Below are 17,963 nucleotides of genomic sequence, written 5' to 3' on the forward strand. Positions count from 1 at the left end.
AAAACTAAATAGAAAACATCATGAAAAAAATATTAATAATTGAAGACGATAATTTAATAATCAAAATTCTTGATTTTATTTTAAAAAGAGAAGGTTACGAAACTTTCATCTCTAAAGATGGAAACGATGGTATAGATAAAATAGGCAAAGTACAACCAGATTTAATAATCACTGATATTATGATGCCTTATAAATCAGGTTTAGAAATTACTGCTTATTCTAAAAAAAATTACCCAACCATTCCTATCATTATAGTTTCAGCTTTAGGTAAAGAAGATTTAACTGTAATTGAAGGATTCAAATTAGGTGTTGATGATTTTATAGCAAAACCATTTAATCCAATCGAATTAGTACTAAGAGTTAAACGTTTTGTATAAAACAATTACAGTCAAAAAAACAACTATACTAAAGCACAGCTCACTATCCTCATAAAAAACGTATCTTTGCACAAAATATACGTTTTATGACCACTTTTGAGCAATTCAATCTACCAAAATCAGTACAAAAAGCAATCGATGAATTGGGATTTGTAACCCCTACTCCCATTCAAGAAAAATCATTTTCTGTAATAATGTCAGGACGTGATATGATGGGGATTGCACAAACTGGTACTGGTAAAACATTTGCTTACCTTTTACCATTACTTAAATTATATAAATTTACTCCTGGGCATACACCAAAAATTGTCATTCTTGTCCCTACACGTGAACTGGTGGTTCAAGTAGTAGAAGAAGTAGAAAAACTGACAAAATACATGTCCGTTCGTACTATTGGTATTTTTGGTGGTGTAAATATTAATACTCAAAAAAAAGCTGTTTATCAAGGTATCGATATATTAATAGGAACTCCTGGTCGGACTATGGACTTAGCATTAGATAATGTAATTCGATTTGAGGAAACTCAAAAACTCGTCATAGACGAATTTGACGAAATGCTAAATTTAGGTTTCCGAACACAATTGACAGCACTTTTGGCAATGATGAAAATCAAACGTCAAAACATACTCTTTTCAGCAACTATGACTGACGAAGTAGATGCTATTTTGAACGACTATTTTGATTATCCAGAAGAAGTTACGCTTTCTGCATCTGGAACTCCATTAGAGAATATTAAACAAATTACCTACCAAGTTCCTAATTTCAATACAAAAATAAACCTATTAAAGCACTTATTACAAACTAACAAAGACATGAGCCGTGTGTTAGTATTTGTAAACAATAAGAAGATTTCTGATATGGTTCATGAACGTATTGAAGAAGATTTCGAAGGACAATTTGGAGTTATTCACTCAAATAAATCACAAAATTATCGTTTGAGTACAATGGCATCTTTTCAAGAAGGAAACTTACGTGGACTAATCACAACCGATATTATGGCAAGGGGATTGGATATTTCAAACATTACTCATGTCATCAACTTCGAAATGCCTGAAATACCCGAACTATATATGCACAGAATCGGTAGAACAGGTCGTGCAGATGCTACCGGAACAGCGATAAGTCTTATAACTCCTCGCGAGGAAGAATCAAAAGTTGAAATAGAAGTATTAATGAATATGGAATTAGAAATTGAAGCTTTTCCAGAAGTCGTAGAAATTTCATCAAAATTGATAGAACCCGAAAAAGACAGACAGCCAATTAAGTTTTTAATGAAAAAACAAAAATTAGATGGTGATGGAGCTTTTCATGAAAAAGATAAAAAAAATAAAAAAGTAAATCTAGGAGGCCCATCCAAAACAAAGAAAAAAACGCATGGTTCGGTAAATAGAAATATGTTAAAAACGAGAGATAAAAAGAGAAAAGACAAGAACAAATAATATAGAAATATCTACTAAAGGGAAAGGCTTAAATTAAATTTAAGCCTTTTTTTTGCGATCTAAAATAATCAAGCTACGTTTTTATCTAAAAGAATTCGGTGCTATTTAGGATTCATTTTTTTTTCGAAGCAAAACAAGTATCATTTCAGAAGATTATTGCAGCTTGTTCTCTCGAACGATAGCATTTAGAAAGAATGAAAAACGCAATGAGATAAAATACAGTTATAAAACAAAAAAGCCTATTCCGATAGGAATAGGGTTTTCAAAAGAAAGTCGACATTTGATAGTAAGAGGAGGAATCCCAGTGTGCTTCAGGTATTTAAATACTTATTAAAAACAAAAAAAGCCTATCTTTTCAGATAGGCTTTCAAAAGAAAGTCGACGAACCGAGGCTTTAGCCGAACACGTCGTTCCTATAAAACAAAAAAGCCTATCTTTTCAGATAGGCTTTCAAAAGAAAGGCGACGACATACTCTCCCACATAACTGCAGTACCATCTGCGCAGGCGGGCTTAACTACTCTGTTCGGGATGGGAAGAGGTGAGCCCCGCCGCAATAACCACCTTAAGGTTGTTAGTCTAAAGTCGAAGGTCTTAAAGTCTAAAGTTGCCTTTTGGACTGTTGACTTTCGTCTTTGGACTGCTCTTGCGTCGAGCAAATATCTTAACATACTGAGATAAAGAAAATAAAAAGTTTATCCTGAACTTGATTCAGGACCTAAGAAAGTTTCTTCCTGCCGATTGCTCGGCAGGAAAAGCGTACATAAGCTTACGGGTTATTAGTACTACTCGACTATGACATTACTGCCTTTACATCTATAGCCTATCAACGTGGTCATCTCCCACGACCCTTAAAAGAAATCTCATCTTGTGGTGGGTTTCGCGCTTATATGCTTTCAGCGCTTATCCCTTCCAAACGTAGCTACTCTGCCATGCCACTGGCGTGACAACAGATACACTAGAGGTTTGTCCAATTCGGTCCTCTCGTACTAGAATCAGATCCACTCAAATTTCTTGCGCCCACAGTAGATAGAGACCGAACTGTCTCACGACGTTCTGAACCCAGCTCGCGTGCCACTTTAATGGGCGAACAGCCCAACCCTTGGGACCTTCTCCAGCCCCAGGATGTGACGAGCCGACATCGAGGTGCCAAACCCCCCCGTCGATATGAGCTCTTGGGGGAGATCAGCCTGTTATCCCCGGCGTACCTTTTATCCTTTGAGCGATGGCCCTTCCATGCGGAACCACCGGATCACTATGCTCTACTTTCGTACCTGATCGACCTGTATGTCTCTCAGTCAAGCTCCCTTATGCCATTGCACTCTACGCACGGTTACCAAGCGTACTGAGGGAACCTTTAGAAGCCTCCGTTACTCTTTTGGAGGCGACCACCCCAGTCAAACTACCCACCAAGCAATGTCCCCCCGATTGGGGGTTAGGCCTCAGATAAACAAAGGGTTGTATTTCAACAATGACTCCACAACGCCTAGCGACGCCACTTCACAGTCTCCAACCTATCCTACACATCATTTATCCAAGGTCAATACTAAGCTATAGTAAAGGTGCACAGGGTCTTTTCGTCCCACTGCGGGTAAACGGCATCTTCACCGTTACTACAATTTCACCGAGCTCATGGCTGAGACAGTGTCCAGATCGTTACACCATTCGTGCAGGTCGGAACTTACCCGACAAGGAATTTCGCTACCTTAGGACCGTTATAGTTACGGCCGCCGTTTACTGGGGCTTCAATTCAATGCTTCTCCGAAGATAACATCTCCTCTTAACCTTCCAGCACCGGGCAGGTGTCAGGCCCTATACTTCATCTTACGATTTTGCAGAGCCCTGTGTTTTTGATAAACAGTCGCCTGGACCTCTTCACTGCGGCCAGCATTGCTGCTGGCGACCCTTCTCCCGAAGTTACGGGTCTATTTTGCCTAATTCCTTAGCCATGAATCTCTCGAGCACCTTAGGATTCTCTCCTCGACTACCTGTGTCGGTTTGCGGTACGGGTACTTATTACCTGAAGTTTAGAGGTTTTTCTTGGAAGCCCTTAGGCGCACTATCTCTTTGTCCGAAGACTCCGAGTACTATCGTATTTCCCCAAGCCGCGTGGATTTGCCTGCGCAGCTTATAGGTAGGTACTTCAACGAACTATTCCGTCAGTTCGCGGCGCTTTCATCACTCCGTCACCCCATCACAGTAATAACTAGTACGGGAATATTAACCCGTTGTCCATCGACTGTCCCTTTCGGGTTCGCCTTAGGTCCCGACTAACCCACAGCTGATTAGCATAGCTGTGGAAACCTTAGTCTTTCGGTGTGCGGGTTTCTCGCCCGCATTATCGTTACTTATGCCTACATTTTCTTTTCTAACCAGTCCAGCATGCTTTACAACACACCTTCTACCCTGTTAGAATGCTCCCCTACCACTTGTAATAAATTACAAATCCATAGCTTCGGTAATATGTTTATGCCCGATTATTATCCATGCTCGTCCGCTCGACTAGTGAGCTGTTACGCACTCTTTAAATGAATGGCTGCTTCCAAGCCAACATCCTAGCTGTCTGGGCAGACAAACCTCGTTCTTTCAACTTAACATATATTTGGGGACCTTAGCTGATGGTCTGGGTTCTTTCCCTCTCGGACTTGGACCTTAGCACCCAAGCCCTCACTGTTATGAAACATTATATAGCATTCGGAGTTTGTCAGGAATTGGTAGGCGGTGAAGCCCCCGCATCCAATCAGTAGCTCTACCTCTATATAACTTTACGCATAACGCTGCACCTAAATGCATTTCGGGGAGTACGAGCTATTTCCGAGTTTGATTGGCCTTTCACCCCTACCCACAGGTCATCCGAAGACTTTTCAACGTCAACCGGTTCGGACCTCCACTATGTGTTACCACAGCTTCATCCTGCCCATGGGTAGATCACACGGTTTCGCGTCTAACACTACTGACTAAAGCGCCCTATTCAGACTCGCTTTCGCTACGGATCCGTGGCTTAACCACTTATCCTTGCCAGCAACGTTAACTCGTAGGCTCATTATGCAAAAGGCACGCCGTCACCCCACGAAAGGGCTCCGACCGCTTGTAAGCGTATGGTTTCAGGATCTATTTCACTCCGTTATTCACGGTTCTTTTCACCTTTCCCTCACGGTACTGGTTCACTATCGGTCTCTCAGGAGTATTTAGCCTTAGCGGATGGTCCCGCCAAATTCAGACAGGGTTTCACGTGCCCCGCCCTACTCAGGATACCACTATCGTTATCTTCTATTACTTATACAGGGCTATCACCTTCTTTGGCTCTACTTTCCAGTAGATTCTAATTCTATCCGCAACAAATATCGTGGTCCTACAACCCCAGTATTGCCGTAACAACACTGGTTTGGGCTAATCCGCGTTCGCTCGCCACTACTTACGGAATCACTTTTGTTTTCTTCTCCTCCGCCTACTTAGATGTTTCAGTTCAGCGGGTTTGCCCACCTATCGGTGTACTATGTCTTCAACATAGTGGGTTGCCCCATTCAGGTATTTACGGATCGTATCGTGTGTGCCAATCCCCGTAACTTTTCGCAGCTTATCACGCCTTTCATCGCCTCTGAGAGCCAAGGCATCCCCCATACGCCCTTATTTTGCTTATTGTACCAACACATTAATTAAAATGTGCCGTTTCTTTTACTTGTCTAATGATAAACAAGCAAAAAATGCTTTCTACTTTTTATTATTTCTTATCTCAATATGTCAATGAACTTTTATGCTGAATTTATTTCAGCATATTGTGGAGAATAACGGAGTCGAACCGTTGACCTCCTGCGTGCAAGGCAGGCGCTCTAGCCAGCTGAGCTAATCCCCCATTTCTAATTTTAAATTATGAATGTTGAATTTTGAATTACAGTAATTCATACTCATACTTCTAAAATTTCCTTTTTTTAAGTCTAAAATAGTTGTCTCGGACAGACTCGAACTGTCGACCCCTACATTATCAGTGTAGTACTCTAACCAGCTGAGCTACGAGACACTCTTTTCTTAAAAATAAAGCCGCTGCTTTGCAACGTCTCTAACGTGTATTATTTGAACTAACAGCAAGAGTAATATAATGTCCTTTTTTGTTTCCAATAGTCTTTTCGTCTTCTTTCTTTAGCGTGCATTAAGCTAACACTAAAGCTCTAGAAAGGAGGTGTTCCAGCCGCACCTTCCGGTACGGCTACCTTGTTACGACTTAGCCCTAGTTACCAGTTTTACCCTAGGCAGCTCCTTGCGGTCACCGACTTCAGGCACCCCCAGCTTCCATGGCTTGACGGGCGGTGTGTACAAGGCCCGGGAACGTATTCACCGGATCATGGCTGATATCCGATTACTAGCGATTCCAGCTTCACGGAGTCGAGTTGCAGACTCCGATCCGAACTGTGACCGGTTTTGTAGATTCGCTCCTGGTCACCCAGTGGCTGCTCTCTGTACCGGCCATTGTAGCACGTGTGTAGCCCAAGGCGTAAGGGCCGTGATGATTTGACGTCATCCCCACCTTCCTCTCAGTTTGCACTGGCAGTCTCGTTAGAGTTCCCGACATGACTCGCTGGCAACTAACAACAGGGGTTGCGCTCGTTATAGGACTTAACCTGACACCTCACGGCACGAGCTGACGACAACCATGCAGCACCTTGTAAATTGTCTTGCGAAAGATCTGTTTCCAAACCGGTCAATCTACATTTAAGCCTTGGTAAGGTTCCTCGCGTATCATCGAATTAAACCACATGCTCCACCGCTTGTGCGGGCCCCCGTCAATTCCTTTGAGTTTCATTCTTGCGAACGTACTCCCCAGGTGGGATACTTATCACTTTCGCTTAGCCACTGAAGTTGCCCCCAACAGCTAGTATCCATCGTTTACGGCGTGGACTACCAGGGTATCTAATCCTGTTCGCTACCCACGCTTTCGTCCATCAGCGTCAATCCATTAGTAGTAACCTGCCTTCGCAATTGGTATTCCATGTAATCTCTAAGCATTTCACCGCTACACTACATATTCTAGTTACTTCCTAATAATTCAAGTCAGACAGTATCAATGGCCGTTCCACCGTTGAGCGATGGGCTTTCACCACTGACTTATCTGACCGCCTACGGACCCTTTAAACCCAATGATTCCGGATAACGCTTGGATCCTCCGTATTACCGCGGCTGCTGGCACGGAGTTAGCCGATCCTTATTCTTACAGTACCGTCAAGCTGGTTCACGAACCAGTGTTTCTTCCTGTACAAAAGCAGTTTACAATCCATAGGACCGTCATCCTGCACGCGGCATGGCTGGATCAGGCTTGCGCCCATTGTCCAATATTCCTCACTGCTGCCTCCCGTAGGAGTCTGGTCCGTGTCTCAGTACCAGTGTGGGGGATCTCCCTCTCAGGACCCCTACCCATCGTTGCCTTGGTAAGCCGTTACCTTACCAACAAGCTAATGGGACGCATGCTCATCTTTTACCGTTGTGACTTTAATAATGTGTTGATGCCAACTCATTATACTATGAGGTATTAATCCAAATTTCTCTGGGCTATCCCTCTGTAAAAGGTAGATTGCATACGCGTTACGCACCCGTGCGCCGGTCTCTAGTTCCGAAGAACTATACCCCTCGACTTGCATGTGTTAAGCCTGCCGCTAGCGTTCATCCTGAGCCAGGATCAAACTCTTCATCGTATATTGTTTGAGATTAGATAAATCTTCTCTCTTTATTTATTCGACTCAAATTCTAGTGGTTTTTTCAAATCTATCGATTCTATTACTCTTATTTTATTTGTTTTGAAATCTCTTTCAAAACGGCTGTCAATTCAATATGTCTAGGAACGTGTCTTATCTTATTTTTCCCTTCTCAATTCACTTAGCGTGTTTCTCGAAGCGGGTGCAAAAGTATAAATTATCTTTTTAACTGGCAAGAAAATTTTGAAGTTTTTTTGAGATTATTTTAATCCCCTTTTCTCCTCTTTCCCTTATCAGTCTCTCAATGAACTTAGCCCGTTTACGGGGTGCAAAACTACAACCTCTTTTCTAATTCTACAAGCTTTTTTGAATCTTTTTTAGAAAATAAATCTTCTAGTTTTATTCCTTTTACTTGTCAACTTATTAATGAACCTATGCGCTGTTGCGGGTGCAAAAGTAACACCTTTATCCGCTTTTACAAACATTTTTAATCCTTTTTTCTATTGTATTTTTTAATTCACTGACTTTTTGATATTTACAGAATGTCTTTTTTGCCATTTTGTAACCAATAGTCTTTATACTCAATAGAAATCAGTTCTATATCTTATAGAATAGTTTAAAATATCCTTGAAAATTGTATAAAAAGAACACCAACATGAACAATCAAATCAAAGCATACTACATTATCAAGAAGATGTTCTAAAACTCATAGACTCTTTTTATCCAAATCTTTATAAAAGAGAAAAATATCTAATTAAAAAAACAATTTTGAGAATTGTGGAAAATATAAAATATTGATTCTTATATCTCAAAAATATTTAGGAATGAAAGATTCATTTGTAGAACTTCTCAAATTATTATTACCAGAAATTACAGTGAATTACTTTTTATGAAAAGGAGAAGAAGTACTATGTTTTTATTTAAGAAAGATTAATTCAGTAACTAAAGAATATAGACAATGCAAGTTAGAATCCAAAAGATTCTTTAACCTAGTAACTGTTCCGTATTTCCCAATTCGTGAACACCAAGTATATATTTATATGATTCGCAGAAGATGACTCAATGAAGACATCAGAAAAGTAGTTTTTAGAGATTAGAATTTAGTAGCAGACAAAACTCATGTAACACCGAAGTTTGCGTCTTTTTTTAAAGGAATATAGAATCGAAATGCTAACATCGCGTTCTATGGCGTTAGAAGTAATAACTTATAATATAATTACAAGCATTTTTTGAGCGATTTTAAAATTTAGTAACAAAAAAACAAAAAAAGCAGTTGCTTTTCTCTAAAAAAATTGGAAAACGTTTGCAGATGGATGAAACCTCCTTATCCAATTTTAACCAACAAATTTGTTATAAAAAAGTCTTCAAACTAGCGTTTTTTTTCAAAAGAAAGTCGACATTTGATAGTAAGAGGAGGAATCCCAGTGGGCTTCAGGTATTTTAAAACTTATTAAAAACAAAAAAGCCTATTCCGATAGGAATAGGGTTTTCAAAAGAAAGTCGACATTTGATAGTAAGAGGAGGAATCCCAGTGTGCTTCAGGTATTTAAATACTTATTAAAAACAAAAAAAGCCTATCTTTTCAGATAGGCTTTCAAAAGAAAGTCGACGAACCGAGGCTTTAGCCGAACACGTCGTTCCTATAAAACAAAAAAGCCTATCTTTTCAGATAGGCTTTCAAAAGAAAGGCGACGACATACTCTCCCACATAACTGCAGTACCATCTGCGCAGGCGGGCTTAACTACTCTGTTCGGGATGGGAAGAGGTGAGCCCCGCCGCAATAACCACCTTAAGGTTGTTAGTCTAAAGTCGAAGGTCTTAAAGTCTAAAGTTGCCTTTTGGACTGTTGACTTTCGTCTTTGGACTGCTCTTGCGTCGAGCAAATATCTTAACATACTGAGATAAAGAAAATAAAAAGTTTATCCTGAACTTGATTCAGGACCTAAGAAAGTTTCTTCCTGCCGATTGCTCGGCAGGAAAAGCGTACATAAGCTTACGGGTTATTAGTACTACTCGACTATGACATTACTGCCTTTACATCTATAGCCTATCAACGTGGTCATCTCCCACGACCCTTAAAAGAAATCTCATCTTGTGGTGGGTTTCGCGCTTATATGCTTTCAGCGCTTATCCCTTCCAAACGTAGCTACTCTGCCATGCCACTGGCGTGACAACAGATACACTAGAGGTTTGTCCAATTCGGTCCTCTCGTACTAGAATCAGATCCACTCAAATTTCTTGCGCCCACAGTAGATAGAGACCGAACTGTCTCACGACGTTCTGAACCCAGCTCGCGTGCCACTTTAATGGGCGAACAGCCCAACCCTTGGGACCTTCTCCAGCCCCAGGATGTGACGAGCCGACATCGAGGTGCCAAACCCCCCCGTCGATATGAGCTCTTGGGGGAGATCAGCCTGTTATCCCCGGCGTACCTTTTATCCTTTGAGCGATGGCCCTTCCATGCGGAACCACCGGATCACTATGCTCTACTTTCGTACCTGATCGACCTGTATGTCTCTCAGTCAAGCTCCCTTATGCCATTGCACTCTACGCACGGTTACCAAGCGTACTGAGGGAACCTTTAGAAGCCTCCGTTACTCTTTTGGAGGCGACCACCCCAGTCAAACTACCCACCAAGCAATGTCCCCCCGATTGGGGGTTAGGCCTCAGATAAACAAAGGGTTGTATTTCAACAATGACTCCACAACGCCTAGCGACGCCACTTCACAGTCTCCAACCTATCCTACACATCATTTATCCAAGGTCAATACTAAGCTATAGTAAAGGTGCACAGGGTCTTTTCGTCCCACTGCGGGTAAACGGCATCTTCACCGTTACTACAATTTCACCGAGCTCATGGCTGAGACAGTGTCCAGATCGTTACACCATTCGTGCAGGTCGGAACTTACCCGACAAGGAATTTCGCTACCTTAGGACCGTTATAGTTACGGCCGCCGTTTACTGGGGCTTCAATTCAATGCTTCTCCGAAGATAACATCTCCTCTTAACCTTCCAGCACCGGGCAGGTGTCAGGCCCTATACTTCATCTTACGATTTTGCAGAGCCCTGTGTTTTTGATAAACAGTCGCCTGGACCTCTTCACTGCGGCCAGCATTGCTGCTGGCGACCCTTCTCCCGAAGTTACGGGTCTATTTTGCCTAATTCCTTAGCCATGAATCTCTCGAGCACCTTAGGATTCTCTCCTCGACTACCTGTGTCGGTTTGCGGTACGGGTACTTATTACCTGAAGTTTAGAGGTTTTTCTTGGAAGCCCTTAGGCGCACTATCTCTTTGTCCGAAGACTCCGAGTACTATCGTATTTCCCCAAGCCGCGTGGATTTGCCTGCGCAGCTTATAGGTAGGTACTTCAACGAACTATTCCGTCAGTTCGCGGCGCTTTCATCACTCCGTCACCCCATCACAGTAATAACTAGTACGGGAATATTAACCCGTTGTCCATCGACTGTCCCTTTCGGGTTCGCCTTAGGTCCCGACTAACCCACAGCTGATTAGCATAGCTGTGGAAACCTTAGTCTTTCGGTGTGCGGGTTTCTCGCCCGCATTATCGTTACTTATGCCTACATTTTCTTTTCTAACCAGTCCAGCATGCTTTACAACACACCTTCTACCCTGTTAGAATGCTCCCCTACCACTTGTAATAAATTACAAATCCATAGCTTCGGTAATATGTTTATGCCCGATTATTATCCATGCTCGTCCGCTCGACTAGTGAGCTGTTACGCACTCTTTAAATGAATGGCTGCTTCCAAGCCAACATCCTAGCTGTCTGGGCAGACAAACCTCGTTCTTTCAACTTAACATATATTTGGGGACCTTAGCTGATGGTCTGGGTTCTTTCCCTCTCGGACTTGGACCTTAGCACCCAAGCCCTCACTGTTATGAAACATTATATAGCATTCGGAGTTTGTCAGGAATTGGTAGGCGGTGAAGCCCCCGCATCCAATCAGTAGCTCTACCTCTATATAACTTTACGCATAACGCTGCACCTAAATGCATTTCGGGGAGTACGAGCTATTTCCGAGTTTGATTGGCCTTTCACCCCTACCCACAGGTCATCCGAAGACTTTTCAACGTCAACCGGTTCGGACCTCCACTATGTGTTACCACAGCTTCATCCTGCCCATGGGTAGATCACACGGTTTCGCGTCTAACACTACTGACTAAAGCGCCCTATTCAGACTCGCTTTCGCTACGGATCCGTGGCTTAACCACTTATCCTTGCCAGCAACGTTAACTCGTAGGCTCATTATGCAAAAGGCACGCCGTCACCCCACGAAAGGGCTCCGACCGCTTGTAAGCGTATGGTTTCAGGATCTATTTCACTCCGTTATTCACGGTTCTTTTCACCTTTCCCTCACGGTACTGGTTCACTATCGGTCTCTCAGGAGTATTTAGCCTTAGCGGATGGTCCCGCCAAATTCAGACAGGGTTTCACGTGCCCCGCCCTACTCAGGATACCACTATCGTTATCTTCTATTACTTATACAGGGCTATCACCTTCTTTGGCTCTACTTTCCAGTAGATTCTAATTCTATCCGCAACAAATATCGTGGTCCTACAACCCCAGTATTGCCGTAACAACACTGGTTTGGGCTAATCCGCGTTCGCTCGCCACTACTTACGGAATCACTTTTGTTTTCTTCTCCTCCGCCTACTTAGATGTTTCAGTTCAGCGGGTTTGCCCACCTATCGGTGTACTATGTCTTCAACATAGTGGGTTGCCCCATTCAGGTATTTACGGATCGTATCGTGTGTGCCAATCCCCGTAACTTTTCGCAGCTTATCACGCCTTTCATCGCCTCTGAGAGCCAAGGCATCCCCCATACGCCCTTATTTTGCTTATTGTACCAACACATTAATTAAAATGTGCCGTTTCTTTTACTTGTCTAATGATAAACAAGCAAAAAATGCTTTCTACTTTTTATTATTTCTTATCTCAATATGTCAATGAACTTTTATGCTGAATTTATTTCAGCATATTGTGGAGAATAACGGAGTCGAACCGTTGACCTCCTGCGTGCAAGGCAGGCGCTCTAGCCAGCTGAGCTAATCCCCCATTTCTAATTTTAAATTATGAATGTTGAATTTTGAATTACAGTAATTCATACTCATACTTCTAAAATTTCCTTTTTTTAAGTCTAAAATAGTTGTCTCGGACAGACTCGAACTGTCGACCCCTACATTATCAGTGTAGTACTCTAACCAGCTGAGCTACGAGACACTCTTTTCTTAAAAATAAAGCCGCTGCTTTGCAACGTCTCTAACGTGTATTATTTGAACTAACAGCAAGAGTAATATAATGTCCTTTTTTGTTTCCAATAGTCTTTTCGTCTTCTTTCTTTAGCGTGCATTAAGCTAACACTAAAGCTCTAGAAAGGAGGTGTTCCAGCCGCACCTTCCGGTACGGCTACCTTGTTACGACTTAGCCCTAGTTACCAGTTTTACCCTAGGCAGCTCCTTGCGGTCACCGACTTCAGGCACCCCCAGCTTCCATGGCTTGACGGGCGGTGTGTACAAGGCCCGGGAACGTATTCACCGGATCATGGCTGATATCCGATTACTAGCGATTCCAGCTTCACGGAGTCGAGTTGCAGACTCCGATCCGAACTGTGACCGGTTTTGTAGATTCGCTCCTGGTCACCCAGTGGCTGCTCTCTGTACCGGCCATTGTAGCACGTGTGTAGCCCAAGGCGTAAGGGCCGTGATGATTTGACGTCATCCCCACCTTCCTCTCAGTTTGCACTGGCAGTCTCGTTAGAGTTCCCGACATGACTCGCTGGCAACTAACAACAGGGGTTGCGCTCGTTATAGGACTTAACCTGACACCTCACGGCACGAGCTGACGACAACCATGCAGCACCTTGTAAATTGTCTTGCGAAAGATCTGTTTCCAAACCGGTCAATCTACATTTAAGCCTTGGTAAGGTTCCTCGCGTATCATCGAATTAAACCACATGCTCCACCGCTTGTGCGGGCCCCCGTCAATTCCTTTGAGTTTCATTCTTGCGAACGTACTCCCCAGGTGGGATACTTATCACTTTCGCTTAGCCACTGAAGTTGCCCCCAACAGCTAGTATCCATCGTTTACGGCGTGGACTACCAGGGTATCTAATCCTGTTCGCTACCCACGCTTTCGTCCATCAGCGTCAATCCATTAGTAGTAACCTGCCTTCGCAATTGGTATTCCATGTAATCTCTAAGCATTTCACCGCTACACTACATATTCTAGTTACTTCCTAATAATTCAAGTCAGACAGTATCAATGGCCGTTCCACCGTTGAGCGATGGGCTTTCACCACTGACTTATCTGACCGCCTACGGACCCTTTAAACCCAATGATTCCGGATAACGCTTGGATCCTCCGTATTACCGCGGCTGCTGGCACGGAGTTAGCCGATCCTTATTCTTACAGTACCGTCAAGCTGGTTCACGAACCAGTGTTTCTTCCTGTACAAAAGCAGTTTACAATCCATAGGACCGTCATCCTGCACGCGGCATGGCTGGATCAGGCTTGCGCCCATTGTCCAATATTCCTCACTGCTGCCTCCCGTAGGAGTCTGGTCCGTGTCTCAGTACCAGTGTGGGGGATCTCCCTCTCAGGACCCCTACCCATCGTTGCCTTGGTAAGCCGTTACCTTACCAACAAGCTAATGGGACGCATGCTCATCTTTTACCGTTGTGACTTTAATAATGTGTTGATGCCAACTCATTATACTATGAGGTATTAATCCAAATTTCTCTGGGCTATCCCTCTGTAAAAGGTAGATTGCATACGCGTTACGCACCCGTGCGCCGGTCTCTAGTTCCGAAGAACTATACCCCTCGACTTGCATGTGTTAAGCCTGCCGCTAGCGTTCATCCTGAGCCAGGATCAAACTCTTCATCGTATATTGTTTGAGATTAGATAAATCTTCTCTCTTTATTTATTCGACTCAAATTCTAGTGGTTTTTTCAAATCTATCGATTCTATTACTCTTATTTTATTTGTTTTGAAATCTCTTTCAAAACGGCTGTCAATTCAATATGTCTAGGAACGTGTCTTATCTTATTTTTCCCTTCTCAATTCACTTAGCGTGTTTCTCGAAGCGGGTGCAAAAGTATAAATTATCTTTTTAACTGGCAAGAAAATTTTGAAGTTTTTTTGAGATTATTTTAATCCCCTTTTCTCCTCTTTCCCTTATCAGTCTCTCAATGAACTTAGCCCGTTTGCGGGGTGCAAAACTACAACCTCTTTTCTAATTCTACAAGCTTTTTTGAATCTTTTTTAGAAAATAAATCTTCTAGTTTTATTCCTTTTACTTGTCAACTTATTAATGAACCTATGCGCTGTTGCGGGTGCAAAAGTAACACCTTTATCCGCTTTTACAAACATTTTTAATCCTTTTTTCTATTGTATTTTTTAATTCACTGACTTTTTGATATTTACAGAATGTCTTTTTTGCCATTTTATGAATTAGACATAGGTATTTTTGACAATTTGATCAGTTTTTGCCTGTTTTGGTGATTGTGTTTGATTTAAAAACGTCTAATTAGGTCGTGATTGAAGGATTTATATTCTGAAAAAGGATTAATATTACTGATGTAGTTTATGTTGTTCAAGAAATTGGAACAAAACTTAGAAACCGCATAAAAACATTCACCTTATATATAGTACAAACTTGTCATTATATAAGGATATAAAAAGTATACAATATAAAATCTTATTAAAGTTACAACCTAAAATATCATAACTACTCATTACCACACTATATAATAAGCACTTACAAAAATAAAAGCCTGTTTTTTATTCTAAAAAAAGCATTTGTAAAAAAATAATTTATTAAATTTACATAACATATTTTAATAAGAAGAGAATCCTACTACTCTCGATTTTTTTAGTTCCTCAAATCGTCAATTTTTAATTTAAGTAATGCTTTCAGGTTTTTAATAACCTGAAAAAACAACTCGCCTCAAATATTTTTCTATTGTACTATTCCATCAGATCCCCTACTGGTCTGCTTGTATTTAAAATACATACAAAATGAAAAATTATAAATATATTCTGTTTTTTAATCAGATTGGTATTGGTTCTATTGGCAAAGTTGGAGGTAAAAATGCGTCTCTTGGCGAAATGTACAATCAGCTAAACCCTATGGGCATTAATATTCCTAATGGATTTGCTTTGACTGCCAAAGGATATCGGCTTTTCCGTAAAGCAAATAATCTGGAAAAACCATTGAAAGATTTATTGTCTTCATTAGACACAAAACAGTACTCTAACCTTTCTTTCATTGGAGAAAAAGCAAGAAATCTTATTTTATCTGCAACTATTCCGGAGGAAATTCGGCTTGAAATACATTTTGCTTACCAATCGCTATGCAAACAATGCGGAGTAGATTCTCTTGATGTAGCCGTTCGAAGCAGCGCTACTTCAGAAGATTTACCTTCCGCAAGTTTCGCCGGTCAAATGCAATCTTTTTTGAATATTAGTGGAGAATCTCAATTAGTGGATGCCATACACCGCTGTTTTATATCCTTATATACTGATCGTGCTATTAAATACCGCCATGATATGGGCTTTGCCAAGCTAGGCATTGCTATTTCCGTAGGCGTACAACAAATGGTGCGAAGCGATAAAGCGTCCTCTGGAGTTGCTTTTACTATTGATCCAGATTCAGGATTTGAGAACACTATTATCATTAATGGCTGCTGGGGATTAGGCGAAAACATTGTGCAAGGTACCGTTACTCCTGACGAATGGATGGTGTTTAAACCTATTTTGGGCAATCCTGATTTTAATCCTATTCTAAAGAGAAATTGCGGAAGAAAAGAATTTACCATGATTTACTCCGAAAAACCAGAAAGTTCCTCTGCAGAAGATACAATTGTAAATACTAATACTGCTTTAGAAAAACAAAATCAATTCTCATTAACAAACCAAGAAGTGATTCAGCTTTCGCAATGGTGCTATACAATTGAGAAACATTATAAAAAAGCTATGGATATAGAATGGGCAAAGGACGGGTTGAACAATCAACTATATATTGTTCAGGCGCGCCCGGAAACTGTTCATGAAAAAGCAAATAAAAAGGTCCGGGAAATTTACAAACTCAAAGAAAAAGGAACGGTTTTAACCCAAGGAATTGCTCTTGGCGATAAAATTGCTTCCGGAAAAGCCCGGATTCTAAACAATCCACAAGAGGGTCATTTGTTGCAAAACGGAGAAATCATCGTTACCGATTTGACAAATCCTGATTGGGATCCAATAATGAAAAGAGCATCGGCAATCATTACCAATAAAGGAGGACGCACCAGCCATGCCGCCATTGTTGCCCGTGAATTGGGCACCGTTGCCGTGGTAGGATGCGGAAATGCAACTTCTGCAATAAAAAACGGTCAGGAAATCACTGTATCCTGTGCCGAAGGAAAAGAGGGTATTATTTACGACGGAATTCTGAAATGGGACATAAAAGAACATGATTTCAGTCTGCTTGAAATGCCAAGAACGGACCCAATGCTGATTCTTGCTGATCCGGAAAGAGCTTTTGAACTGAGTCATTACCCCAATCAGGGTGTGGGTTTGATGCGAATGGAGTTTGCAATTTCGAATACAATTAAAATTCATCCCTTGGCTTTGTGCGAACCTGAAAAGATAACAGATGAAAAAGTGGTCTCCCAAATAGCCGAATTAACGAAAGGCTACACCGATCCTAAAAATTATTTTATCGACAAACTGGCCGAAGCAGTAGCAATAGTCGCAGCAGCTTTTTATCCGAAAGATGTTATTGTGCGAATGAGTGATTTCAAAAGTAATGAATATGCCAATCTCATCGGAGGGAAATATTTTGAACCTGATGAAGAAAATCCAATGATAGGTTTTCGGGGCGCTTCCCGTTATTACAGTGATTTTTATCGAAAAGGTTTTGCTTTAGAATGTGAAGCTATGAAAAAAGTACGAAACGAAATGGGACTTCATAATGTAAAACTGATGATTCCTTTTTGCAGAACGGTCGATGAAGGTGAAAATGTACTTACAGAAATGGCTAAAAACGGATTAGTACAAGGCATCAACGAACTGGAAGTATATGTAATGATTGAGATTCCAAGTAATGTATTAATGGCCGATGAATTCGCCAAACTATTTGATGGATTCTCTATTGGTTCTAATGATTTAACACAACTTACTTTAGGTTTAGACAGAGACTCGGCATTAGTAAGTTATCTGTTCAGCGAAGAAAATCCTGCTGTCAAAGCTTTAATCAAAGAAACGATTCGGGTGGCAAAGCGTTTCAAAATAAAAGTGGGTTTATGCGGACAAGCTCCAAGTGACCTTCCGCAATTTGCGAGATTTTTAGTAAACGAAGGAATTGACAGCATCTCATTTAATCCTGATGCATTAATAAAAGGCATTGAAAATATTTTGGAAGCCGAAAAAAAAATAAAAAGAAAAATTTTAATGTAATA

At 41.4% G+C, this 17,963-nt stretch carries 3 protein-coding genes, 4 tRNA genes and 6 rRNA genes; 3 read left to right on the plus strand and 10 right to left on the minus strand.

All coding sequences use genetic code 11. The features are described from left to right. Positions 1–20: 20 nt before the first annotated feature. Both O6P34_RS00615 and O6P34_RS00620 read left to right on the plus strand, forming a co-directional pair. Positions 21–377: a response regulator transcription factor gene (locus O6P34_RS00615; protein ID WP_269685433.1), complete on the plus strand. Its 357-nt coding sequence runs from the start codon at positions 21–23 to the stop codon at positions 375–377. 86 nt (positions 378–463) lie between these two features. After that, complete coding sequence (locus O6P34_RS00620) at positions 464–1,816, plus strand: DEAD/DEAH box helicase (protein WP_269685434.1); 1,353 nt, start codon at positions 464–466, stop codon at positions 1,814–1,816. Positions 1,817–2,272: 456 nt separating this feature from the next. On the opposite strand, the gene rrf (O6P34_RS00625) is transcribed toward O6P34_RS00620, so the two are convergent. The 10 genes from rrf (O6P34_RS00625) to O6P34_RS00670 all read right to left on the minus strand — a co-directional run bounded on the left by rrf (O6P34_RS00625) (position 2,273) and on the right by O6P34_RS00670 (position 14,407). Beyond that, positions 2,273–2,382 (minus strand): 5S ribosomal RNA (gene rrf, locus O6P34_RS00625). Between the two features lie 191 nt (positions 2,383–2,573). Next, a 23S ribosomal RNA gene (locus O6P34_RS00630) occupies positions 2,574–5,456 on the minus strand. Positions 5,457–5,593: 137 nt separating this feature from the next. Continuing rightward, a tRNA-Ala gene (locus O6P34_RS00635) sits at positions 5,594–5,667 on the minus strand. Between the two features lie 91 nt (positions 5,668–5,758). Continuing rightward, positions 5,759–5,832: transfer RNA gene (locus O6P34_RS00640), tRNA-Ile, on the minus strand. Between the two features lie 152 nt (positions 5,833–5,984). Next, positions 5,985–7,498: ribosomal RNA gene (locus O6P34_RS00645) — 16S ribosomal RNA — on the minus strand. A gap of 1,683 nt (positions 7,499–9,181) precedes the next feature. Beyond that, a 5S ribosomal RNA gene (rrf, locus tag O6P34_RS00650) occupies positions 9,182–9,291 on the minus strand. 191 nt (positions 9,292–9,482) lie between these two features. Then, positions 9,483–12,365: ribosomal RNA gene (locus tag O6P34_RS00655) — 23S ribosomal RNA — on the minus strand. A 137-nt stretch (positions 12,366–12,502) separates the two neighbouring features. After that, positions 12,503–12,576 (minus strand) — tRNA-Ala (locus tag O6P34_RS00660). A gap of 91 nt (positions 12,577–12,667) precedes the next feature. Beyond that, positions 12,668–12,741 (minus strand) — tRNA-Ile (locus O6P34_RS00665). A 152-nt stretch (positions 12,742–12,893) separates the two neighbouring features. Next, positions 12,894–14,407: ribosomal RNA gene (locus O6P34_RS00670) — 16S ribosomal RNA — on the minus strand. The 16S, 23S and 5S rRNA genes sit together here with 4 tRNA genes alongside, the layout of an rRNA operon. Positions 14,408–15,540: 1,133 nt before the next feature. Here O6P34_RS00670 and ppsA point away from each other — a divergent pair. Further along, a complete protein-coding gene (ppsA, locus tag O6P34_RS00675; RefSeq protein WP_269685435.1) occupies positions 15,541–17,961 on the plus strand; it encodes a phosphoenolpyruvate synthase in 2,421 nt (806 codons plus the stop codon). The last annotated feature ends 2 nt before the right edge of the window (positions 17,962–17,963 follow it).

Origin of the sequence: Flavobacterium lacustre, assembly GCF_027474525.2 — a bacterium.
Classification (GTDB): Bacteria; Bacteroidota; Bacteroidia; order Flavobacteriales; family Flavobacteriaceae; genus Flavobacterium; species Flavobacterium lacustre.